Raw genomic sequence first — 22579 nt, 5'->3', positions numbered from 1 at the left:
GGGGTTGCGTCGCCGACTCCGCGCCTGCGGCCCTCGTTTGCTTCGCCTTCGGCTCGCAGGGACGGCGGACGCGCGGGCCTCCTCGCCGCCCTGCTGCTTGCGCTGGCCGGTCCGGCCGCAGCCGCCGAGACGGCGGGCGGGGTCGCGATCGTCGACCTGCCCTTCCCCGTCAAGGCGATGCGCGGCCCCGGCAGCGAGGTGGCGCTCGCCGTCTCGACCTCGGGCCTGCTGCCGATCGCCCGGCCGAAACCTGCGAGCGCCGACCCGAAGGCCGCGCCCCCGCCGGAGCCGGACGCGTTCGAGGTCGCGCCGGTGGCCGTGGTCTGGGGCGAGGGCGGCGGGGCCGTGCTCAGCCTCGACGGCGACACCGTGAAGACCACGCTGATCGGGGCCGAGGCGGTGGAGGGGCTCGTCGCCTCCGAGATGCCGCGCGGCGCGGTGCCGGGCACGCGCCGGGCACTGTCCGGGCCGCTCAGCGCCTACCTGTCGGGGGCTGCCGACGCCGCGGGCCTGACGATCCGCGAGCGCCAGCCCGTCGGCACCCCCAGCGAGCCGACGGCGGTGCCGGTGGCGAGCGTCACGCTGACGCCGGGACCCGGCGCCGCCTTCGCCACCGTCCGCCGGCCGCGCATCGCGACGCTCGACGGCAAGCCGGCGGTGCTCGCCGTCACCGCCGGGCCGGGCGCCGCCTCCGCGCTGGTCCTTGCCGCCAAGGACGTCGCCAAGGACGCTCCCAAAGACGCTGCGGGTGCCTGGAGCCTCGTCGCACGCACGCCGCCGCAGGCCGGCGGCACGCTACTCGCCATCGCCGGCATCGCCGACTTCTCGGGCGGTGGCCGCCCCCAGGTCGCGACGATCCGCGAGGCCGACGGCGGCGGCGTGCTGCAGCTCTGGTCCTATGCCGGCGGCGCCCTCACCCTCGCCGCCGAAGCGCCGGGCTATGCCGGCCCCAGTGCCGACCTCGACCTCGCCGCGGTGATTCCGGGCGAGCGCGGCAAGCCGGCAACCCTCGCCCTCCCCGCGGCCGACCGCGGCACGCTCGCGATCGTCTCGTTGACGGGCGGCATCGAGGAGCGGACGCGAATCCTGCTGCCGGGTCCGGCGGCGCTCGGTGTCGCGGCGCTCGGGCGTGGCGGGCGGGCTCGCGTGCTCGTCGGCCTCGCCGACGGCCGGTTGGCGATCGTCCCCGCGAATCTGCCGGGAAACCTGCCGCGATGAATGCCCCGGTACAAACCCTGGCGCATGCACGGTCATCACCAGGATTATCCATGACCAATGACGACCGGCTGTTTCCGACCCGTCCCTATATCGGCGTCTCGATCGCCGTGGTCCGTGACGGCTTGGTCCTGCTTGCCGCCCGCGCCAACCCACCGATGCAAGGCGTCTGGACGCTGCCGGGAGGCCTCGTCGAGGCCGGAGAACCGTTGGCGGATGCGGCAATTCGTGAGTTGCAGGAAGAGGTTGGCGTGGTCGCCGCAGTCGTCGGCACCAGCCTGACGCCCACCGAGATCATCCTGCGCGACGAGGCCGGGCGCCTGCGCCACCACTTCGTCATCCACCCCCATGCCGCGACCTGGCTCTCCGGCGAGCCGAAACCCGGTCCCGAGGCTCTCGACGTACGCTGGGTACGGCTCGACGACATCGCCGAACTGGAGACCACGCCGGGTCTCGCGGGCACGCTGGCCGAGGCGATTTCCCGTGTAAATGGAGGCGTTTAGGTGATCCGCCGCCTCGGCCCGATCCTGCTGTCGGCGCTGCTTGCCGGCGCTCCGGCCGCCACGGCCCTCGCCCAGCAGCGCGGCGCACCGGTGCGTCCGCAGCCTCAGCAGAAGGCTCCGGACAAGGAGCCTCCGCCGCCTGCCGAGCCGCCGCCGGCCCCCTACGACCGCGACCTGCTACGCCTCTCCGAGATCATCGGCGCTCTGGCCTTCCTGCGCGGCCTCTGCGAGGCGGGCGATGCCGCCGAATGGCCCACGCGGATGAAATCCATCCTGGAATCCGAAGGAGTTACGCCGAACCGCCGTGACCGGCTCGCCGGTGCCTACAACCGCGGCTACCGCGGCTACGCCCTGACCTACCGGGTCTGCACACCCTCGGCGGCCGAGGCCACCAACCGCTATCTCGGCGAGGGCGAACGCCTGTCACACGGCATCGCCGGCCGCTTCGGCGGGTGATCCTGTTGCCGAAAGGCCACGTCACCGCTTGGTTACGACGATCGCTCCAATCGCAGCGTCAACGTTAACCTCTTCGCAATTCCCCGCTGGTCGCCACCGCCCAAGCATCCTATCGTCTCGATGCTTCGCCGGACAACGGATCGGCCCGAAACATGCGCGAGACCATGCTCCAGGAAACCGCCGCCGAAACCTTCGACGTCGACAGCGATGACAAGCGCGTCGCCTTGGGCCTCGTCACCGAAGCCTTCGCGGAGGGCTGTCTCGACGGACTCGACGGGGATTGCATGGCGCAGGCCGCGCTGTTCGCGGCCTTCCAGGAACTTGTTGCCACCTATGGCGAAGACGCCACGGCGACCTACGCCGAAGGCCTGCCGGAGCGCATCCGCGCCGGCGGCTTCACGACGACGCTTCATCATTAGGACGTCGTTCGCCGGGCCGATCGCTCAGGTATCCACTGAGGCTTCCCTGCCGGGATACGCTTCGCTGCATCCCGGGTCTTCAGAATGATCCGGCCCGGATCCGGTCTCTGCGTCACGAAAGCGGATGCAGGGCCTCTTCGAACACGACGGCTTCGCCGCGCGACGGCGTTACGAGTTCGTCCTGCCACACGACGGGGATGCCCCGCACCAGCGTGCCGACCGGCCAGCCGGTGACGGTGACGCCGTCATAGGGCGTCCAGCCGCATTTCGAAGCGATCCAGTCGTTGCGGATTTTTTCGCGGCGCTTCAGGTCGACCACGGTCACGTCGGCATCGTAGCCCACCGCCAGCCGGCCCTTGCGCGCGATCCCGAACAGCCGCTTCGGCCCGGCGCTGGTCAGGTCGACGAAGCGTGCGAGCGAGAGCCGCCCGGCCGCGACGTGGTCGAGCATGATCGGCACCAGCGTCTGCACCCCGGTCATGCCGGAGGGCGAGTCCGGATAGGGCTTGGCCTTCTCCTCCAGCGTATGCGGGGCGTGGTCCGAGCCGAGCACGTCGGCGATGCCCTGGGTCAGCCCCCGCCAGATCCCGTCGCGATGGGCGGCGTCGCGCACCGGCGGGTTCATCTGCACCAGCGTGCCGAGGCGGGCATAGGCCTCGCTGCCGTCCAGCGTCAGGTGATGCGGCGTCACCTCGACGCTCACGAGGTCTTTTGCCTCGCCCAGGATCGGCATCTCGTCGGCGGTCGAGATGTGCAGGATGTGGATGCGCGCGCCGGTCTCGCGGGCCAGCGCGATCAGGCGCCGCGTCGCCTTCACCGCGACTTCGGGTGAGCGCCAGACCGGATGCGAGGACGGATCCCCGGAGATCCGAAGATCCTTGCGTTCGCGCAGCATCGGCTCGTCTTCCGAATGGAAGGCGGCGCGCCTGCGGATGCGTTTCAGGATTTCGCGCACCCCGGCATCGTCCTCCACCAGCAGCGCGCCGGTCGAGGAACCCACGAAAATCTTGATGCCGGCGGCGCCCGGCAGCCGCTCGAGGTCGGCGACCTGATCGGCGTTCTCGTGCGTGCCGCCGACCCAGAAGGCGAAGTCGCAATGCATCCGGTGATGTGCGCGGCCGACCTTGTCGGCGAGCGCCGCGGCGCTCGTGGTCAGCGGGTTGGTGTTCGGCATCTCGAACACCGCCGTCACGCCGCCCATCACGGCTGCGCGCGAGCCGGACTCCAAATCTTCCTTGTGGTCGAGTCCCGGCTCGCGAAAGTGGACCTGGCTGTCGATCACGCCGGGCAGCAGGTGCAGGCCGGTGCAATCGCGCGTCTCGACGGCCTGCGCTCGGGATAGATCGCCGATGGCGGCGACGCGGCCGGCCCGGATGCCGAGATCGGCCCGGGTCTCGCCATCGTGGTTGACCACCGTGCCGCCCGTCAGCACGAGATCGAAAGGCGTCTCCGTCACCGGCCGCTCCACATTGAGGCTCACTGCCGGGCGGCTTATGTCAGCCGCTGGCCGCGCGCAAATGGGTGCGGCGCCATTCAGGAGGCCTCATGCCGATCGCATTGCTGCCGGACCGCGCCGTCGTCACGGTCACCGGCGAGCCGGCGACCTCCTTCCTGCAGGGCATCCTCACCTGCAACGTCGAGACCCTGCCCGAGGGCGAGGCCCGCCTCGGCGCCCTGCTGACCCCGCAGGGAAAGATCCAGTTCGATTTCCTGGTCTCGCGCGCCGGACCCGAAGCGTTCCGCCTCGACGTGGCGGCCGAGCAGGTGCCGGCCCTCGTCAAGCGCCTGACCCTCTACAAGCTGCGCGCCAAGGTCACGATCGCGGTCGATCCGTCCCAGGGCGTCGGCGCCGCCTGGGACGGTGCCGAGACCAGCGCCGAGGTGCCGCGCTTCGCCGATGGGCGCCTGTCGCAGCTCGGCGTACGCCTCTACTTTTCGGAGGGCGCGTTCTCGGCGGATGCCACCGAGCAGTATTACCACGCCCATCGCATCGCCCTCGGCGTGCCAGAAGGCGGGCGCGACTTCGCCTTCGGCGACGCCTTTCCGCACGAGGCGCTGATGGACCAGATCGGCGGGGTCGATTTCCGCAAGGGCTGCTATGTCGGCCAGGAGGTGGTCTCGCGCATGCAGCACCGCGGCACCGCCCGCACCCGTATCGTGCCGCTAGTCTACAGCGACGGTGAGGCCGCCCCCGCCGGCAGCGAGGTGACGGCCGGGCAGAAGAATCTCGGCACCACGGGCAGCGCCGCCGGAGGGCGCGGGCTCGCCGCGATCCGCCTCGACCGCCTCGGCGACGCCCTCGCCACCGGAGAGCCGGTGCGCGCCGGCGGTTTATTGGCCGGTGTCGAGAAGCCGGCCTTCGCCACTTTCGCCTTCCCGGCCGATGCCGCGGCGGCAGCGGGCTGACGCCGCATGGCGGACGTGACCGGCCTCATCACCACCCATCCCGACGGCTGCCCGCGCTGCTGGTGGGCCGGGCTCGACGCGACATACGTCGCCTATCACGACACCGAATGGGGTGTGCCGGAGTTCGATTCCCGCGCGCTCTACGAAAAGCTGATCCTCGACGGCTTCCAGGCCGGGCTGTCCTGGATCACGATCCTGCGCCGTCGCGAGGGGTTCCGCAGCGCCTTCGCAGGGTTCGAGCCTGAAACGATCGCGCGCTTCACCGACGCCGACGTGGCGCGGCTGATGACGGATACCGGCATCATCCGGAACCGCGCCAAGATCGTCGGCACCATCGCCGGAGCCCGCGCTTGGCTCGCGATCGAGGAGAGCGGACCGGGGTTTTCGCGCTTTCTCTGGGATTTCGTCGATGGGACGCCGGTCCAGTCCGGTGCGCAAACGCGCGCCGACATCGCCACCGAGACCGAGGTCTCGCAAAGAATCGCGAAGGCATTGAAGGCGAAGGGCTTCAGCTTCTGCGGGCCGACCATCATCCATGCCTTCATGCAGGCGACCGGCATGGTCAACGACCACCTCGCCGGCTGCCACCGCCACGCGGCCTGCGCGGCTTTGGCGCCGGCATGACGGCTTCGAAACAGCCGCCCCGCGCGTGGCAGCGCATGCTGTCGGGCCGGCGCCTCGACCTGCTCGACCCCTCTCCGCTCGACGTCGAGATCGCCGACATCGCGCATGGCCTCGCCCGCGTCGCCCGCTGGAACGGGCAGACGCACGGTCCGCACGTTTTTTCGGTCGCGCAGCACTCGCTGCTGGTCGAGGCGATCGGCGGTGGTCTGCCCGGCGGCGACGGGCCGGCGCAGCGCCTCGAACTGCTCCTGCACGACGCGCCCGAATACGTCATCGGCGACATCATCTCGCCCCTGAAGGCCGCGATCGGCGACGCCTACAAGTCCGTCGAGCGGCGGCTCCTCGGCGCCATCCGGCGGCGCTTCGACCTCGCCCCGCCCTCCCCGGCCCTGGCCCGTCTCGTCAAGCGGGCCGACCGGATCGCGGCCGCGATCGAGGCGGTCCGGCTCGCCGGCTTTTCGGAGGAGGAGGCCGGGCGCATCTTCGGCCGGACGCCCGCGCTGCCGAAAGCGGTGATCGGCGACATCGAGACCTGGATCGTCTGCAAGCCGACCGCCGCCGTGCAGGCCTGCTACCTCGCCCGCTTCGCGGCGTTGACGGCGGCCCTCCCCGCCGGGCAATTCCCCGTTCGATCCTGAACCGAAGAGACCGATGCCGACCCTCCACGCCTGTTCGCTGGCGCGCCTGCCCGAAACCGTCGCGGCGACGGGGGCGAGCCACCTCGTCACGCTGTTCACGGCCGGCACCGCCGTCAGGCGGCCGCCCGCGATCGAGGCGGAGCGCCATCTCGTCCTCGGCGTCAGCGACATCTCGGCGCCGCAAGCCGATCACATCCTGCCGGCGGAGGCGCATGTCCGTGCCCTTCTCGACTTCGTGCGCGGCTGGGATCGCGCCCGGCCCCTGGTGATCCATTGCTATGCCGGCATCAGCCGTTCGACCGCCGCGCTCTACGTTGCCGCCTGCGCACTCCAGCCGGAGCAGGACGAGGGCGCGATCGCGTCGGAGCTGCGCCGGGCCTCCCCCTCGGCGACCCCGAACCGGCTGCTCGTCGAGATCGCCGACGGCCTGCTCGAACGGGACGGGCGCATGGTCGTCGCCATCGCCGGGATCGGCCGTGGCGCGGAGGCCTACGAGGGCACGCCGTTCCACCTCGCCCTGGCCTGAAGAAAACGCGACGGAATCCGGCCATCATGCGTTACTGGCCCGAGATGATCAGCCGGACCACACACGGGGCTGCGGCCCCGCGCACTCCACCGGACTTGTGCGGCTGCGGCTGCACCGGCATAACCCGCCCGATGGGATGTGAGGGATGAACGCAGCTCGAACCGCCGCGCCGGCCCCTGTGCCCGAGGCGCCCGACGTCGTGCCCGAAGACCTGCCCTTCGAGGCGGCGCTGGCGCAACTCGAAGAGATCGTGCGTCAGCTCGAGAAGGGCGACGTGCCCCTCGACCGGTCCGTCGAGATCTACGAGCGCGGCGAGGCCCTGAAGCGCCACTGCGAGTCGCTGCTCAAGCGGGCCGAGGCCCGCATCCAGCGAATCACCCTCGGCTCCGACGGCCAGGCGGCCTCCGTCGCTCCCCTCGACGTGGAATAGCGGGCGCCTGCCGCATGGCTTCCATGGCGCGCGCCGATCAAAACACGCAGCTCGCGCAAGATCTTGCGCGCCTTTCCTTACTCCGGACATGAGGCTGGTTCGGTGGCATTCGTAGACAAGACCATTCTCGACTCGATCTCGACCCCGGACGCGTTGCGGCGTCTGCCGGAATCGGACCTCCGCGCCGTGGCCGATGCGGTGCGGGCGGAGATGATCGACGCCGTGTCGGTGACGGGCGGGCATCTCGGTTCCGGCCTCGGCGTGGTCGAGCTGACGGTGGCCCTGCATCACGTCTTCGACACGCCCTCCGACCGCATCGTCTGGGATGTCGGCCACCAGGCCTATCCGCACAAGATCCTCACCGGACGGCGCGATCGCATCCGGACGCTGCGCCAGGGCGGGGGCCTGTCGGGCTTCACCAAGCGGAGCGAGAGCGAGTACGACCCCTTCGGCGCGGCGCATTCCTCGACCTCGATCTCGGCCGCGCTCGGCATGGCGGTGGGCCGCGACCTGCACGAAGCCGATCTGAAGGCGCGCGGCGAAACCCCAAAAAACCGTCGCAACATGATCGCCGTGATCGGCGACGGCTCGATGTCGGCGGGCATGGCCTACGAGGCCATGAACAATGCCGGCGCGCTGCATTCGCGGCTGATCGTGATCCTCAACGACAACGACATGTCGATCGCGCCGCCGGTCGGCGCGATGTCGGCCTACCTCGCGCGGCTTGCCTCGGGCGATACCTACCGCTCGATCCGCGAGACGGCGAAGCAGCTCGGCAAGCTGCTGCCGAAGCGGCTCTACGAGCGCGCGGTGCAGGCCGAGGAATACGCCCGCTCCCTCGTCGTCGGCGGCGGCACGATGTTCGAGGAGATGGGCTTCCACTATGTCGGCCCGGTCGACGGCCACAACCTCGACCACCTGCTGCCGGTGCTGAAGAACGTCCGCGATGCGAGCGAGGGCCCGATCCTGCTCCACGTCGTGACCCAGAAGGGCAAGGGCTACGGCCCGGCCGAGGCGAGCGCGGACCGCTACCACGGCGTAGTGAAGTTCGACGTGATCTCGGGCGTGCAGGCCAAGGCCAAGCCCAACGCCCCGGCCTATACCCGCGTCTTCGGCGAGAGCCTGATCAAGGCGGCCGATGCCGACCCGAAGGTGGTGGCGATCACCGCGGCCATGCCCGGCGGCACCGGCATCGACCTGTTCGGCAAGGCGCACCCCGACAGGACCTTCGACGTCGGCATCGCCGAGCAGCATGCGGTGACCTTCGCGGCGGGCTTGGCGACGGAGGGCTACAAGCCGTTCGTGGCGATCTACTCGACCTTCCTGCAGCGGGCCTACGACCAGGTCGTGCATGATGTCGCGATCCAGAACCTGCCCGTGCGCTTCGCCATGGACCGGGCCGGGCTGGTGGGCGCCGACGGTGCGACCCATGCGGGGGCCTTCGACCTCGCCTATCTCTGCTGCCTGCCGAACTTCGTGGTGATGGCGGCCGCCGACGAGGCCGAGTTGGTGCACATGGTGGCGACCTGCCACGCGCACGACAGCGGCCCGATCGCGCTGCGCTACCCGCGCGGCGAGGGCGTCGGCGTCGAGCTGCCCGAGCAGGGCGAGCCGCTGGCCATCGGCCGCGGCCGGGTGATCCGGCGTCCCGCGAATGCCCGCGTCGCGCTGCTTTCCCTCGGCACGCGTCTCGGCGAAGCGCTGAAGGCGGCAGACGATCTTGAGAAGGCCGGCATCGCCGTCACCGTGGCCGACGCGCGCTTCGCCAAGCCGCTGGACGAGGACCTGATCCTCGATCTCGCCGGGACGCACGAGGTGCTGGTGACGATGGAGGAGGGCTCGGTCGGCGGCTTCGGCGCGATGGTGCTGCACCTGCTCTCGGCCAAGGGCGCCCTCGATGCCGGTACGGTACGGGTCCGCACCCTGACCCTGCCCGACAGCTTCCAGGACCACGACAAGCCCGAGAAGATGTACGCCGAGGCCGGCCTCGATGCCGACGCCATCGTCAAGACCGTCAAGGCCGCTTTGCCGGCCGGCAAGGCCTCCGGCGAGCCGCCCGTCGTCAGCCTCGCCGGCCGCCGCTGACATGCGAACGGCGGCCGCACCGCGCGGCCGCCGCAGATGTCACGACGCAAAGTCCCAAAAAATTACTTGATGACCGAGCAGGCGACGCGGGCGCCGGCGCCGCCGATCGGCTGGGCCGTGTGATCGTCCTCGTTGGCGTGGATGATCAGGGCGGAGCCGTCGCCGTCCTTGAGGCTGTCCTCGCCGGTCAGCGCCATCTCGCTGGTGACCTCGCCGTTGGCCGAGCCGTCGGCGTTGGCGAAGAGGTTCGGCAGGTCGCCCTCGTCGGGACCGTCGGCGTTGAGCAGGCCGTGCGAGCGCTTGTCGTGGTTGACGTGCGCCTTCGACTTCTCGAACTTTTCCGGGTCCGAGCAATCGCCGACCGCGTGGAAATGCAGCCCGTGCCAGCCGGGCGTGAGACCGCCGGCCTGGATCGTGACGCGCAGGACCAGCGCGTTCGCGCCGTCGCGGATCACGATCTTGCCGATCGGCTCGTTCTTCCCGTTGGTGATCGGGCTCTCGAAGGTCTGGACTGCGACGGGCGCTTCGTCCTTTTTGTCCTGCGCCAGCGCGGACGACGCGAGGCCCGCGAGCACGAGGGCGGCCGGTATGCATCTCATCGGGTGACTCTCCTTCACACGACGGGCTAGGTAGGGGCCTTGTGGGCTCGCAGACAGGGGCAGCCGGCAACACCTCACCCTTATCCGCGGATCCGACGACGTGCTTGCGATGACGGCCGAACGACAGCGCGCGGACCGGGTGCTGGTGGAGCGCGGCCTGTTCGAGAGCCGCGCCCGCGCGGTCGCCGCGATCCGGGCCGGGCTCATCACCGCCGACGGCCGGGCCGTCGAGCGCCCCGCCGATCTCGTGGCGCCGGATGCCCGGATCGAGGCGAGCGCGCCGCATCCGTATGTCTCGCGCGGCGGCCTCAAGCTCGCGGCGGCGCTCGACGCCTTCGGTTTCGACCCGCGCGACAGGACTTGCCTGGATATCGGTGCCTCGACGGGCGGCTTCACCGACGTGCTGCTGCGGCGGGGCGCCCGCCACGTCACTGCTCTCGATGTCGGCCGCGACCAGCTCCATGCCTCGCTGCGGGCCGACGCTCGGGTGACGAGCCTGGAGGGCACCGACATCCGCAGTCTCGACCCGGCCGCGCTCGGACAGGCACCGGAGCTGGTGACGATCGACGTCAGCTTCATCGCGCTACGCCTCGTCCTGCCGGCGGCGGTCGCGCTGATGGCGGATGGCGCGGAGTTGGTGGCGTTGATCAAGCCGCAATTCGAGGCCGGGCGCGAGCGTGTCGGCCGCGGCGGCATCGTCCGCGACGAAGCCGTCCACGCTGCGGTCTGCGACGAGGTCCGAGCCGGCCTCGAAGGGCTCGGGCTCACGGTGCTCGGTCTCGTTCCCTCCCCCGTCGAGGGTGGCGACGGCAATCGCGAATTTCTGATCGGCGCAGGCAAGGGCACCCATACGTGACCGAGGGTTCGAGTGAGAGTGTCGCCATCGCGCGGCTCGGAGCGCGCGGCGACGGGCTGACCGCGGCGGGGCTCGCCGTCGCCGGTGCGCTGCCGGGCGAGCGCGTCTCGGTCCGGCGCGAAGACGGCCGGGCGCGGCTTCTCGCGATCGAACTGACCTCCCCCGATCGGATCGATCCGTTCTGCCCGTACTACGAGGAGTGCGGCGGCTGCGCCGTGCAGCATCTGGCACCCGAGCCCTATGCGGTCTGGAAGCGCGGCATCGCCGAGCAGGCGCTCTCGCAGGCCCATATCGACGTGGAACTGCTGCCGCTCGTCGACGCGCACGAGGCGGGACGGCGCCGGATCACCCTGCATGTCCGCCGCGTCGACGACGTGGCGCGGGCCGGGCTGATGGCGGCGCGAAGCCACGCCCTCGTGCCGATCGATCACTGCCCGATCACCGTGCCGGACCTGCATCGCGCGCCGCAGGTCGCCGAAGCCCTGGCCGAGCATCTCGGCCGTGGCTCAAAACCCCTCGACGTGCAGGCGACGGCGACCGAAGCCGGCCTCGACATCGATATCCGCGGCCACGGGCCGGTGAGCGACAAGGCGCGCATCGCCCTGACCCGGCTCGCGGGCGATCTCGGCCTCGCGCGGCTGGCGTTGCACGGCGACATCGTCGTCGAGTTGCGCCCGCCGACGCTGCCCTCGGGCGCGGCGCGGCTGATGCCCCCGCCCGGCGGCTTTCTCCAGGCGACGCAGGCCGGAGAGGCACTGCTGACGGCCCTCGTCGTCGGCGCGATGGACAAGCGCGTGAAGCGCGTCGCCGACCTTTTTGCCGGCTGCGGCCCGTTCGCGCTGGCGCTGGCCCGCACGGCCGACGTGCTTGCGGTGGAGGGCGACGAGGCGGCCCTGCGTGGTCTCGACCGGGCCGCGCGCGCGATTCCGTCCCTGCGCCGGATCACGCCCGAGCGCCGCGACCTCTTCCGCCGCCCGCTGCTGCCGATCGAACTCGACCGCTTCGATGCCGTCGTGTTCGACCCGCCCCGCGCCGGCGCCCAGGCCCAGGTGCGCTGGCTCGCCGAATCGAAGGTGCCGCTCGTCGTCGGCGTCTCCTGCGATCCCGGCACCTTCGCCCGCGACGCCGCCACCCTGATCGCCGGCGGCTACCGGCTGGAGCAGGTCACGCCTGTCGACCAGTTCCGCTATTCCGGCCATGTCGAGTTGGTCGGCGTGTTCCGGCGGGAGGCGGTGGCGAAGAAGCGGCGGCTGTAACCCTTCAGAACAGGCTTCCCTGCCCGCCGTCGTCGCTTCGTCGCGGCTCGGCTGCGCGGGGTCTCCGTGCCGGCGCGGCGACCGGCGCGACGAGATCCGCATCGTCGTTCCGGGCGTTGTTCACGCGGTCGCCGACCTGCACCATCGTCAGCCATTCGTCCGGGCACGGCCGGCATAGCTCGATGACTTCGCGGGGTTCGTTGCCGACCGTATCGAGCCAGTTGCCCACCGACTCGGGCGACAGGATCGCCGGCATGCGTTCGTGGATCGCCGAGAGGGTACCGTTGGCGCCGCAGGTGACGATGGTGGCGGTGTCGACCTCCGAGCCGTCGGCGCTCGACCACGTCTCCCAGAGGCCGGCGAGCGCCATCGGCGCACCGTCCTCGCGGCGGATCAAGTACGGGGTCTTCGTTGCCGTCTTGCCGGTGCCCTCGCGCCGCCACTCGTAGAAGCCGTCGGCCAGGAAGACGCAGCGGCGGTGGCGCAGCGCACCACGGAACGTCGGCTTTTCGGCGAGTGACTCGACGCGGGCGTTGAAGATCAGCGGGAAATCAGCCGGATCCTTTGCCCAAGTCGGCCAGAACCCCCAACGCACCAGCCGGAAATGCCGGGCGCCGTGCTCGGCGGTCACGATCGGCACGGGCTGCGTCGGCGCCACGTTGTGGCGGGCCGGGAAGTTCGGCGTCTCGGCATAGCCGTAGAACCGCCGAAAAATCTCGGGCGTCAGGCTGATGACGTAGCGACCGCACATCGGTTGGATATGGTCTGTCCGGCGGCGCGAAATCAAGCGAGGGACCGGTGCGGAATCGGTTGCGGCGACCCGTAGCATCCCCTCATCGACCGTCTCCGCGTAGGAGTGACTTTTGAATTTTTCGTCGTGATAAAGCAAAACTGATTATCGGCATCGATTTGGCCGTGTTTTACGGATCGTCGATTGGAAAAATCGGTTTGTTTTGTGTTTGCCGATCTCTGCAAGAGCGGTTCGAAAATCGTAATGATAGCGCGCCGAAGCAGGAGGGAAGACCAAAGGCATGGGATGCAGGAGCCGAACCTGACGACCATGCGCATCCTGACGTCTTTCCACGCTTCAATGCCGATTCATTGCGGAGTTCCGGGGATGCCTGCGAGCTTGAGGGGACGGAGCGGCCGCGGTCGGGGGCGAGAACACTTGCTGCAATGCCGTCCCGGCCGGCAGCGAAATCTATTCGCCGAAGACGCTCATCGCTGTTGTCTGAGGCGATGGTCGACAAATGGGCGCATTCGAACCGCACCCTCCATCGGATGCCCGATCGGAGCCTGTCCGGGGTGACCCGATGCGCGGAGCGACTATGCTCCGGTTTGAATTTGGAAATCGGGGTGCGGGATGACGAACGGATCTTCCGGGACGCGCGTACTGCTCGTGTTTCCGCGCTTCAACCCGAATTCATTCTGGAGCTTCAAGGAGCCCTGCGAATTGCAGGGCGCCAAGACTTCGACACCGCCGCTGGGCCTCATCACGATGGCCGCGATGCTGCCCAAACATTGGCAGGTCCGGCTGATCGATCGCAACGCGCAGGAATTGAGCGACGCCGACCTCACCTGGGCCGACGTCGTCATGACCGGCGGCATGTTGCCTCAGGAGCCGGACGCGATCCACGTGATCGGGCTTTGCAAGGAGCTCGGCGTCCCGGTCTGCGTCGGTGGTCCGGCCCCGACCTCGAGTCCGGACTATTACGAGACCGCGGATTTCCAGGTACTCGGCGAGGCCGAGGGTGTCATCGACCAGTTCATCGAGGCTTGGGAGCGCGGCGAACGCAACGGCCGGTTCGTGGCGGTAAAATTCCAGGCCGACGTGACCCAGAGCCCAATTCCGCGCTTCGACCTGCTCGATTTTTCAAATTATCTCTACGTTGGCGTTCAGTTTTCGCGCGGCTGTCCGTTCACCTGCGAATTTTGCGACATCATCGAGCTGTACGGGCGCAAGCCCCGCACCAAGAACACGCCTCAGATCTTGGCCGAACTCGACGTGCTGTACGGGCTCGGCTACCGCGGTCATGTCGATTTCGTCGATGACAACCTGATTGGCAACAAGAAGGCCGTGAAACTGTTCCTGCCGCATCTCGTGGCGTGGCAGGAGGCCCATGGTTATCCGTTCCGGTTCTCGACCGAGGCCTCGCTGAACCTCTCGGACGATCCCCACCTTCTGACGATGATGCGGATGGCGAATTTCTTCGTCGTCTTCATCGGCATCGAGACCCCCGACGAGGCGACGCTCGCACAGACTCAGAAGAAGCAGAACACCCGCCGGTCGATCGCGGATAGCGTCCACCGGATCTACGGTGCGGGAATGTTCGTCACCGCCGGCTTCATCGTCGGCTTCGATTCGGAGCAGGGCAGCATCGCCCAGCCGATGATGGATTGCGTGCGCGACACCGCAGTCCCCGCCGCAATGGTCGGTCTGCTCACGGCACTCCCGAATACCCAGCTCCAGCGCCGGCTCGAGAAGGAAGGTCGGCTCTTCGAGAAATTCTCGCACGTCTCGACGGTCACGGGCGATCAGTGCACCGCCGGACTCAATTACGTGACGGCACGGCCCCGGCGAGAGATCCTCGCGGATTATCGTCAAGTGCTCGCCAACGTCTATGATCCGACCGTCTTCTTCGAGAGAGTGCGCGTCGTCGGCCTCGCGTTGAACCGCCCGACCTTCGAGGCCGCCAAACCGAACTGGGCGAGCATCCTCAAGGATATCCGCACCTTTACACGGACCTGCGTGCGCATGACGGTCCGGCGCCCCGAACTGGCCAGGCACTTCTGGAGCGCGTTCTTCATGCTGGCCAAGCGCAACCCCAAGGCGCTCGACTATGCGATCATGAACATGGTGCTCTACCTGCACCTCTATCCGTTCTCGCGCTACGTTATCGCGGAACTCGACGATCGCATCGCGGCGATCGACAACGGAGAGTACGTCGAGCCGTCGGTCATGCCTGCCAACACGCAGCAAGCCTGTAGCACCAAGCCCCTCGCTGCCGTCGCTTGAATTGGCGCCGCTATCGTCAAGCAGATTAGAGCAAAAACTGCGTGGCACAAATCCACGTCACGGCATGCTGCATTTTTCGACTACAATGCAGCATGTATTTTATTGAAATCGGATGTGTATCGAAGCGTTTTTTATAAATATTATTGGGGCGCTTAGAGCCACTTCTTCCAGCGGAAGAACACATACGGCAACACCGCTGCCACAACCATCATGCAGACGGCGAGAGGATAGCCTAGGCTCCAGTCCAATTCCGGCATGATCTTGAAGTTCATGCCGTAGATCGAAGCGATCAACGTCGGCGGCATGAACACCACCGCCATGACCGAAAACAGCTTGATGATGTTGTTCTGCTCGAGATTGACGAGGCCCAACGTCGCGTCGAGCAAAAATTGGATCTTGGACGACAGGAACGTCGCGTGCTCTTCCAGCGATTGCAGGTCGCGCAGAGTCGAGCGTACGTCCTCGCGCAGCTCCCTCGGAGCCTTGCTCGTACGATAGGTCGCCGAGAGCGACAGCAGGATGCGCTCCATCGAGACGAGGCTCTCGCGCTGCTTCGAGATCAGGTCGCCGTGGCGCCCGAGCGCCCGCAGCGTGTCCTGGAGAGCGGTGTTGCGGGCACTGGGATCGCTCTTCTCCTCGAAAATTTTACGGGACAGCCGATCGATGCGCTCGCCTTGCAGCTGCAGCACGTCGGCGGCCCGGTCGATCACCGCCTCGATCAGCCCCGCCAGAATGGTCTCGCCCGAGGAGTTCTGAGAGGGACCGTTGCCGGTCGAGCGTCCGGCCCGCTGCGTATACATCCGGAATGCCTGAGGCTCCTCGTAGCGCACCGTGACGAGGCGGTTGCCGCGCAGAATGAAGGTGATGCCGGCAAGCCCCGGTTCCTCCGAATCCTCGACCTTCGAGAGCACCCGGCCCGTCATGTATCGGGCACCCTCCTCCACGTAGAGGAGTTCGGACGGCTCGATGTCCTTCATCTCCTCCCGCGTCGGGACGGAAATGCCCATGAAGGATTCGACCTTGAGATCCTCCTCCCGTGTCGGGCGGACCAGGTCGAGCCAGAGCGTGTCGTCTGGAATGACGTCCTGCAGTTCGAGCGGCCGCCGCTCCAGGAGTATCTGGGCGGTGCTGGAGACCGGCTGGTGAATGAAGATCAAGGGATCAGACCAACGCGTCGTGAGGCGGTACGCTCGCATCCGGCACGAAGAAGTCCGGCGCAAGAGGGACGCCGGGTGTGACGCGGTATTGTGTGAAGTCCGTGACACCCTCCTCGGCGAGGAACGTATCGTCGATGAGGAAGCGGCCGGAAAATTCTTTCGCCGGCTTCAGGAAGACGGCATGGGCCGCGTCGGCGATGATCTCCGGCGTGCGGCTCGCCGCGATCAGCGCCTCGCCGCCGAGGATGTTGCGCACCGCCGCCGTGGCGATGGTGGTGCGCGGCCACAGAGCGTTGACCGCGATACCGGTCTTGCGCAGCTCGCCGGCCAGCCCCAGCACACAGAGCGACATGCCGAACTTCGCCATGGTGTAGGCGAGGTGGGGCGCGAACCACTTCTCCGCCATGTCGAGGGGCGGCGACAGCATCAGGATGTGCGGGTTGTCGGACTTCTGCAGGTAAGGAATCGCGTGCTTGCTGACCATGTAGGTGCCGCGCGTGTTGATCTGATGCATCAGATCGAAGCGCTTCATCGCGGTCTGGGGCGTGCGCGTCAGCGAGATCGCGCTGGCGTTGTTCACGACGATATCCACCCCGCCGAATTTTTTGGCCGTTTGGTCCAGCGCATCGCGGACAGCGTCCTCGTCCCGCACGTCGACGAGCAGCGGCAGCGCCTTGCCACCGGCCGCCTCGATCGCCGCGGCGGCCGTGTGGATCGTGCCTTCGAGCTTGGGATGCGGCTCGGCCGTCTTGGCGGCGATGGCGACGTTGGCGCCGTCGCGGGCCGCACGCAGGCCGATGGCGAGGCCGATGCCCCGCGAGGCGCCGGTGATGAAGAGCGTCTTGCCCTGCAGGCTATGGCCCATCGCTGTTGTCCTCCGTCGCGATCCGGAAACGGTCTGGCTGGGTGCCGTCGGTGTCGGTGAAGCCATACGTCCGGGCGAGATCGGCCACGTGCAGCGTGCGCCCGCTCTGGGTCAACACCGACGTGTCTGCGGCCAGCGCGGCGACCGCCCGGCCTGCATAGAGCGGGCTCTCGGTCGCCAACGCGTCCTGGCCGAGGTCGCGCACCCGCTCGGTGCGCACGAAGCCCGGCGAGAGGCCGACGCTGCAGACGCCATGCGGCGCGAGTTCGGCGGCGCAGGCGAAGGCGAGACGGTTCGTCGTCGCCTTGGCGAGATCGTAGAAGACGTCGCCGAGATAGCCGCTCTCCGTCCCGAACGAGACGAAGACGAACAGCCCGCTGCGGGCGGAGACCATCGCCGGCGCGACGGCGCGTGCCAGTAGGAGCCCGGGATAGGGGCCGCCGTCGAGGAAGTTCGAAAACGGTTCGGCCGAGCGGCGCCAGAACGGCGTGCCCCAGGCGGCCCCGTCGGCGTAGCGCTCGCCGTCATAGCCCTCGTTGCCGCCCCAGACGCTGGAGACCGCGACGTCGATGCGGCCGAAGCGGCGCAGCACCCAATGCACCAGTTCGTCGACGGCGCGCTCGCTGCGGTGGTCGCAGAGGTAGTGGTGCCCCTCCCCGCCCGCGGCGTCGACCTCCCGGGCGGTGTCTTCGATCGCCTCCGGGCGCATCTCGGTGCGAGGGCCGGTCTCGCTGGAGCGGGCCGTGACGATCACGGTCGCGCCCGCCTCGCCGAGGCCGCGCGCGATGCCGCGCCCGACGCCGCGCGAGGCCCCCGCCACGAGGCAGACCTTGCCGGCGAGGGCTTGGCCGGCGAGGGGTTTGTCGCTCACGCGGCGGGCTTCGGGGTTCGGTCGAGAAACGTCTTGAAGGCGGCCTGCGCTTCGGGCGAGCGCAATCGCGCCTCGAAGGCCTCGGCTTCAGCTTCCAAAGCGGCCTCGACCGCCGCCTGGTCGCCGCGGATCAGCTTTCGCGAGGCTTCGACCGCGCAGCGCGGCAGCGCCGCCAGCCGGGACGCCTGCGCGATTGCGTGCTCGACCAGCATGTCGGAGGGGATGATCCCGTTGGCGAGGCCGAGACCCACGGCCGTCGCGGCGTCGAACGGCTCCGACAGCAGCAGAAATTCGGTTGCCTTGAGCAGGCCGACGCGGCGGGGCAGCAGGTAGCTGGAGGCGGCCTCCGGCACGAGCCCGAGTTCGACGAACGGCATCCGGAACCGCGCGCTGTCGCTGACATAGACGAGGTCGCAATGCAGCGTCAGCGTCGTGCCGATGCCGACCGCGATCCCGTCCACAGCCGCCACCATCGGCGTTCTCGTGCGAGCCAGCTGCCGGATGAACTGAAGCGCCGGCGCGTCCCCGAAAGCGGTCCGCGTGCCCTCGTCGAAATCCGCAAGGTCGTTGCCCGCGGTGAAGATGCCCGGCAGGCCCGCGAAGACGACGGCGCCGATCTCGCCTGACGCATCCGCGTCTGCGAGGGCGACCCGCATCGCGTCGTACATGGCGCCGGTCAGCGCGTTCTTCTTCTGCGGCCGGTCGAGGCCGATCAGGCGGACGCCGCCGGGGGTGTTCTGGACCGTGATGTGGTCGGTCATCGTCGCATCCGCCTTGCCCGCTCTACGGTGTCTAGCTCGCCAGCATCGCCACCGCATCCTCGGCGAACGCCCCACCGTCGATCACCGCCTGCTCCAGCCCGCTCGCCGCCGTCAGCAGGTTCTCCGCAAAGAAACGCGCCAGGGCGATCCGGGCGGCATGGGCCGGATCGGTGTCGCCGGCCTTCAGCGCCGCGCTCGACGCCAGCCCTGCCTGCGCCAAACAGGCCGCGCCCTGGGCCAGGCCGAACAGACGCAGATACGGCGTGGCACCGGCCAGAGCCGTCTCCGGCCGGTTCGAGGCGAGGGTCTTCAGCAAAAAGCTCGTCGCGCGGTCGAGGCTACAGACGCCGTCGCGCAGGCGCGCCGCCGCATGGCCGAAGCCGGGCGAGCCGTCCTTGAGCAGGCCCTCGGCCACCCGCCGCAGCGTCGCGATCTGCGCGCGCACCGTGGCGCCGCCGGAGAGCGGCAGCTTGCGCGTGACGAGGTCGATCGCCTGGATGCCGTTGGTGCCCTCGTAGATCGCGAGGATGCGGGCATCGCGCATGAGCTGGGCCGCGCCCGTCTCCTCCACGAACCCCATGCCGCCATGCACCTGTACGCCCAGCGAGGTCACCTCGTTGGCGATGTCGGTGGCGAAGGCCTTGGCGACGGGGGTGAGCAGCGAGGCGCGCTCGAAGGCGGCCTTGCCCTCCGGCCCGTCCGTGGCGTCGAGGGCTTGAGCCGTGAGGTAGCAGATGCCGCGCGCGGCGGCCGTGTAGGCCTTCATGGTCAGGAGCATGCGCTGCACGTCGGCATGGGCGACGATGGCGCTGGTCTCGGCTGTGCCCGGCGCCCTGCCCTGCCGGCGCTCGCGGGCATAGGCGAGCGCGTGCTGATAGGCGGCCTCTGCGACCCCGACACCCTGGAGGCCGACATTGAGCCGGGCCGAGTTCATCATCGTGAACATGCAGGCGAGCCCGCGGTTCTCCTCGCCGATCAGCCAGCCGATGGCGCCGCCCGCATCGCCGAAGGCCATGGAGCAGGTCGGCGAGGCGTGGATGCCGAGCTTGTGCTCGAGGCCCGAGCAGCGGAGGTCGTTCCGCGTTCCGTCCGGCAGGATCTTCGGGACCAGGAACAGCGAGATGCCGCGGGTGCCGGCCGGTGCGTCCTTCAGGCGTGCCAGCACGAGGTGCACGATGTTCTCGGTGAGGTCGTGCTCGCCGTAGGTGATGTAGATTTTTTGGCCCACGATCCGGTAGCGGCCGTCCCCGATCGGCTCCGCGCGGCTGCGCAGCAGTGCGAGATCCGAGCCGGCCTGCGGCTCGGTCAGGTTCATCGTCGCGGTCCACTCGCCCGACACAAGTTTTGCGAGGTAGCGCTCCTTCAGATCGGCCGAGCCGTGCGCCGTCAGCGCCTCGATGCCGCCGGCTGTCAGCAGCGGGCACAGGCCGAAGCTGAGATTGGCGCCGTTCCACATCTCGTTGCAGGCCGCCGCCATCAGGTGCGGCAGGCCCTGGCCGCCATGCTCGACCGTGGCGCCGAGGCCGTTCCAGCCGCCATCGACGAAGGCGCGATAGGCCTCGCGCCAGCCCGGCGCCGTGGTCACCGCGCCGTCCGTCAGGGTCGCGCCATGCCGGTCGCCGGCGCGGTTGAGCGGCGCGATGACGCCGTTCGCCAGCTTGCCCGCCTCATCGAGGATCGCGCCGACATCCTCGGGCGCCATCTCGTGGCCGCCCTGCGCCAGCACGGCGTCGAGGCCGGCGACGTGGCGCAGGGTGAACGCCATCTCCTCGACCGGCGCGCGATAGCTCATGGGGCTCCTCCGGCGCCGTATGGTTGGCGCTGATTTGACGTCTCGGACCGCAGGCGGCTACGGCCGGCTGCCTCTTACGACCGAAGCCGCGCTGCTGCCACAGCCGCCTTCATTGCGCACAGACAGTTTGGATATGGACGATCCCGGGTCAATCGCCGACAGGCCGACGCTGCGCCTCGCGCCCGACGCCGACGGCATCGGCGAGGCCGCCCGGCTGCTCGGCGCGGGCCGGCTCGTCGCGATCCCGACCGAGACCGTCTACGGGCTTGCCGCCGACGCCTCGGAGCCGAGTGCCGTCGCCGCGATCTACGCGGCCAAGGAGCGCCCGCGCTTCAACCCCCTGATCGCCCATCTGCCCGACGAGGCCGCTGCCCGCCACGAGGGCATTTTCGATGAGACCGCGGCGGCGCTGGCAAAGGCCTTTTGGCCGGGACCGCTGACACTGGTGGTGCCGGCCGCGCCCGGCGGATCGGTCTGCGATCTCGCCCGCGCCGGCCTGCCGAGCGTGGCCTTGCGGGTGCCGGGCCATGCGCTGGCGCGAGAGATCCTGGCCCGCGTCGGCCGGCCGATCGCGGCGCCGTCGGCCAATCGCTCCGGCCGGGTCAGCCCGACCTCGGTCGCGCATGTGCTGGCCGATCTCGACGGGCGTATCGCGGCGGTGCTCGACGGTGGCACTTGCTCTGTCGGTATCGAATCGACGGTGGTGGCCTGCCTCGGTGGCCCGCCGCGCCTGCTCCGGCCGGGTGGGATCACCCGCGCCGAACTGCGGCGGGTTCTCGGTATCGATCCGGCGGTGGGCTCAGGCGACGACAGCCGCCCGATCGGTCCGGGCCTGCTCGCGTCGCATTACGCGCCGCGGGCCGCCGTCCGCCTCGACGTCGAGCGGATTGCGCCCGGCGAGGCCGTTCTGCTGTTCGGGTCGTTCCGGCCGGCCGGACTCGACGAGGCCGGCGTCGTCGAAACCCTGAGCGAGCGCGGCGATGCGACCGAGGCGGCCTCCCGCCTGTTCGAAGCACTGCGCCGACTCGACGCGTCCGGCGCCGGCACGATCGCCGTCGTCGCGATCCCGGCGGACGGGCTCGGCGAGGCGATCAACGACCGCCTGAACCGGGCCGCCGCGCCCCGCTGAACTTTTTCCAACTTTCTTCGGAACCGAGTGTCGGTAAGGCCGTTGTCCAATCACGAAGGCCAGTTCAGCCCCCAATGGCCTTTTTCCTTCCCAGGCTCGCAGCAATGCGAGCCTTTTTTCTTGTCCGAAGCGATTTCAAGCGAAGTGTTTGCGGTTCGCGTGAAGAACTCGCGTTACGACAAGGGTTTAACATAAGCCGCGATCGGCAGGATCGCGGCTTATGTCTAGCTACGCTACGAGCTTCGCGGCGATGCTGGCGACATGCTTGCCCTGGAAGCGGGCGCCGTCGAGTTCGGCCGGGCTCGGCTGGCGGCTTCCGTCGCCGTCCGCGATCGTCGTGGCGCCATAGGGCGAGCCGCCCTTCACCGCGTCGACGCCCATCTGACCCTGGAAGGCGTAGGGCAGGCCGACGATGACCATGCCGTGGTGGAGCAGGACGGTGTGAAAGCTCGTCAGCGTCGTCTCCTGGCCGCCATGCTGCGAGGCCGTGGAGGTGAAGGCTGACCCGACCTTGCCGACGAGAGCGCCCTTGGCCCACAGCCCGCCGGTCTGGTCGATGAAGTTCTTCATCTGGGCGGCCATGTTGCCGTAGCGGGTCGGCGTGCCGAAGATGATCGCGTCGTAATCGGCGAGTTCGTCCGGCTGCGCGATCTGAGCAGGCTGGTCGCGCTTGTAGTGGAACTGCTCGGCGACGGCGTCGGGCACCAGTTCGGGCACGCGTTTGACCGTGACCTCGGCACCGGCCTCGCGGGCACCTTCGGCGGCGGCGTTCGCCAGCTGCTCCACGTGGCCCCAGGACGAATAATAGAGCACCAGCACCTTCGCCATCGCGCGATCTCCTGTCGTGTTTCGAACCGACTCGAGCGCCCGCGATGTGCGGTGCGCCTCCAGTGCCGGACACATCGGCCTTCGCGGCGATTGCGAAAATGCCCTGATCTGCAAGAACGTCTTTGCATGGATGCAAATCAAGTAGTG

The 22579-nt window shown here is 69.0% G+C and carries 23 protein-coding genes; 14 read left to right on the top strand and 9 right to left on the bottom strand.

Translation table 11 applies throughout. The annotated features are described in order from the left end of the window. Positions 1-24: 24 nt before the first annotated feature. From MFF07_RS11115 to MFF07_RS11100, 4 genes are all read left to right on the top strand, one after another. Positions 25-1218, top strand: a complete 1194-nt coding sequence (locus MFF07_RS11115; protein WP_238231975.1) for a hypothetical protein — start codon at positions 25-27, stop codon at positions 1216-1218. Between the two features lie 50 nt (positions 1219-1268). Beyond that, positions 1269-1718, top strand: coding sequence for an NUDIX hydrolase (locus tag MFF07_RS11110; RefSeq protein ID WP_147820573.1), 450 nt, complete (start codon positions 1269-1271; stop codon positions 1716-1718). A 3-nt stretch (positions 1719-1721) separates the two neighbouring features. After that, the gene (locus MFF07_RS11105) at positions 1722-2174 is read left to right on the top strand and encodes a TIGR02301 family protein (protein ID WP_147821633.1); all 453 of its coding nucleotides are present in this window, start codon (positions 1722-1724) and stop codon (positions 2172-2174) included. A gap of 152 nt (positions 2175-2326) precedes the next feature. Beyond that, entirely contained in the window at positions 2327-2593 is a 267-nt protein-coding gene (locus tag MFF07_RS11100; RefSeq protein WP_238231910.1) for a hypothetical protein, read from the top strand. Between the two features lie 112 nt (positions 2594-2705). Here the strand turns inward: MFF07_RS11100 and MFF07_RS11095 are convergent, their stop codons facing one another. Beyond that, on the bottom strand, positions 2706-4049 hold the full coding sequence (locus MFF07_RS11095) for a dihydroorotase (RefSeq protein WP_147820575.1): 1344 nt from the start codon (positions 4047-4049) through the stop codon (positions 2706-2708). Positions 4050-4138: 89 nt separating this feature from the next. Here MFF07_RS11095 and ygfZ point away from each other — a divergent pair, with 89 nt between their 5' ends. From ygfZ to dxs, 6 genes are all read left to right on the top strand, one after another. After that, the gene (gene ygfZ, locus MFF07_RS11090) at positions 4139-4999 is read left to right on the top strand and encodes a CAF17-like 4Fe-4S cluster assembly/insertion protein YgfZ (protein ID WP_147820577.1); all 861 of its coding nucleotides are present in this window, start codon (positions 4139-4141) and stop codon (positions 4997-4999) included. Between the two features lie 6 nt (positions 5000-5005). Then, positions 5006-5623 (top strand): DNA-3-methyladenine glycosylase I, encoded by a 618-nt coding sequence (locus MFF07_RS11085; RefSeq protein WP_147821627.1) that lies wholly within the window; start codon positions 5006-5008, stop codon positions 5621-5623. Beyond that, on the top strand, positions 5620-6261 hold the full coding sequence (locus tag MFF07_RS11080; RefSeq protein ID WP_238231907.1) for an HD domain-containing protein: 642 nt from the start codon (positions 5620-5622) through the stop codon (positions 6259-6261). Before MFF07_RS11085 ends, MFF07_RS11080 begins: the two co-directional genes overlap by 4 nt. Before the next feature lie 13 nt (positions 6262-6274). Then, positions 6275-6787 carry a tyrosine phosphatase family protein gene (locus tag MFF07_RS11075; protein WP_147818536.1) on the top strand — a complete coding sequence of 171 codons (513 nt, stop codon included), beginning with the start codon at positions 6275-6277 and terminating at the stop codon, positions 6785-6787. A gap of 145 nt (positions 6788-6932) precedes the next feature. Then, positions 6933-7217: an exodeoxyribonuclease VII small subunit gene (locus tag MFF07_RS11070; RefSeq protein WP_147818537.1), complete on the top strand. Its 285-nt coding sequence runs from the start codon at positions 6933-6935 to the stop codon at positions 7215-7217. A 102-nt stretch (positions 7218-7319) separates the two neighbouring features. Continuing rightward, positions 7320-9302 carry a 1-deoxy-D-xylulose-5-phosphate synthase gene (gene dxs / locus MFF07_RS11065; protein ID WP_238231905.1) on the top strand — a complete coding sequence of 661 codons (1983 nt, stop codon included), beginning with the start codon at positions 7320-7322 and terminating at the stop codon, positions 9300-9302. Positions 9303-9364: 62 nt separating this feature from the next. Here the strand turns inward: dxs and MFF07_RS11060 are convergent, their stop codons facing one another. After that, on the bottom strand, positions 9365-9901 hold the full coding sequence (locus tag MFF07_RS11060) for a superoxide dismutase family protein (RefSeq protein ID WP_238231903.1): 537 nt from the start codon (positions 9899-9901) through the stop codon (positions 9365-9367). 109 nt (positions 9902-10010) lie between these two features. Between MFF07_RS11060 and MFF07_RS11055 the strand changes: the two genes are divergently transcribed. Then, on the top strand, positions 10011-10757 hold the full coding sequence (locus tag MFF07_RS11055; protein ID WP_238231901.1) for a TlyA family RNA methyltransferase: 747 nt from the start codon (positions 10011-10013) through the stop codon (positions 10755-10757). Continuing rightward, entirely contained in the window at positions 10754-12013 is a 1260-nt protein-coding gene (locus MFF07_RS11050; protein WP_147819388.1) for a class I SAM-dependent RNA methyltransferase, read from the top strand. The genes MFF07_RS11055 and MFF07_RS11050 overlap by 4 nt, the downstream gene beginning before the upstream one ends. A 4-nt stretch (positions 12014-12017) precedes the next feature. Here MFF07_RS11050 and MFF07_RS11045 read toward each other — a convergent pair whose 3' ends face one another. Further along, a complete protein-coding gene (locus tag MFF07_RS11045) occupies positions 12018-12764 on the bottom strand; it encodes an SOS response-associated peptidase (RefSeq protein WP_147819390.1) in 747 nt (248 codons plus the stop codon). 612 nt (positions 12765-13376) lie between these two features. Here MFF07_RS11045 and MFF07_RS11040 point away from each other — a divergent pair. Continuing rightward, positions 13377-15029 carry a B12-binding domain-containing radical SAM protein gene (locus MFF07_RS11040; protein WP_147819392.1) on the top strand — a complete coding sequence of 551 codons (1653 nt, stop codon included), beginning with the start codon at positions 13377-13379 and terminating at the stop codon, positions 15027-15029. 152 nt (positions 15030-15181) lie between these two features. Here the strand turns inward: MFF07_RS11040 and MFF07_RS11035 are convergent, their stop codons facing one another. The 5 genes from MFF07_RS11035 to MFF07_RS11015 are packed head-to-tail and all read right to left on the bottom strand — an operon-like array spanning position 15182 to position 20475. Then, a complete protein-coding gene (locus tag MFF07_RS11035; RefSeq protein WP_147819394.1) occupies positions 15182-16186 on the bottom strand; it encodes a magnesium transporter CorA family protein in 1005 nt (334 codons plus the stop codon). A gap of 4 nt (positions 16187-16190) precedes the next feature. Further along, positions 16191-17051: an SDR family oxidoreductase gene (locus tag MFF07_RS11030; protein ID WP_147819396.1), complete on the bottom strand. Its 861-nt coding sequence runs from the start codon at positions 17049-17051 to the stop codon at positions 16191-16193. Beyond that, entirely contained in the window at positions 17041-17871 is an 831-nt protein-coding gene (locus tag MFF07_RS11025) for an SDR family NAD(P)-dependent oxidoreductase (protein ID WP_147819402.1), read from the bottom strand. Before MFF07_RS11025 ends, MFF07_RS11030 begins: the two co-directional genes overlap by 11 nt. Positions 17872-17918: 47 nt before the next feature. Beyond that, positions 17919-18683 carry an enoyl-CoA hydratase-related protein gene (locus tag MFF07_RS11020; RefSeq protein WP_147819398.1) on the bottom strand — a complete coding sequence of 255 codons (765 nt, stop codon included), beginning with the start codon at positions 18681-18683 and terminating at the stop codon, positions 17919-17921. Between the two features lie 31 nt (positions 18684-18714). Further along, positions 18715-20475, bottom strand: a complete 1761-nt coding sequence (locus MFF07_RS11015) for an acyl-CoA dehydrogenase (RefSeq protein ID WP_147819400.1) — start codon at positions 20473-20475, stop codon at positions 18715-18717. 133 nt (positions 20476-20608) lie between these two features. On the opposite strand from MFF07_RS11015, the gene MFF07_RS11010 reads away from it, so the two are divergent. Continuing rightward, the gene (locus tag MFF07_RS11010; RefSeq protein WP_238231899.1) at positions 20609-21604 is read left to right on the top strand and encodes an L-threonylcarbamoyladenylate synthase; all 996 of its coding nucleotides are present in this window, start codon (positions 20609-20611) and stop codon (positions 21602-21604) included. Between the two features lie 228 nt (positions 21605-21832). Here the strand turns inward: MFF07_RS11010 and wrbA are convergent, their stop codons facing one another. Then, positions 21833-22432: an NAD(P)H:quinone oxidoreductase gene (gene wrbA, locus MFF07_RS11005; RefSeq protein WP_238231897.1), complete on the bottom strand. Its 600-nt coding sequence runs from the start codon at positions 22430-22432 to the stop codon at positions 21833-21835. Positions 22433-22579: the final 147 nt, after the last annotated feature.

Origin of the sequence: Methylobacterium thuringiense (genome assembly GCF_022179645.1) — a bacterium.
GTDB lineage: Bacteria > Pseudomonadota > Alphaproteobacteria > Rhizobiales > Beijerinckiaceae > Methylobacterium > Methylobacterium thuringiense.
The sequence above is the reverse complement of the archived record's forward strand: the minus strand, read 5'-3'. Positions and strand labels throughout refer to the sequence as shown.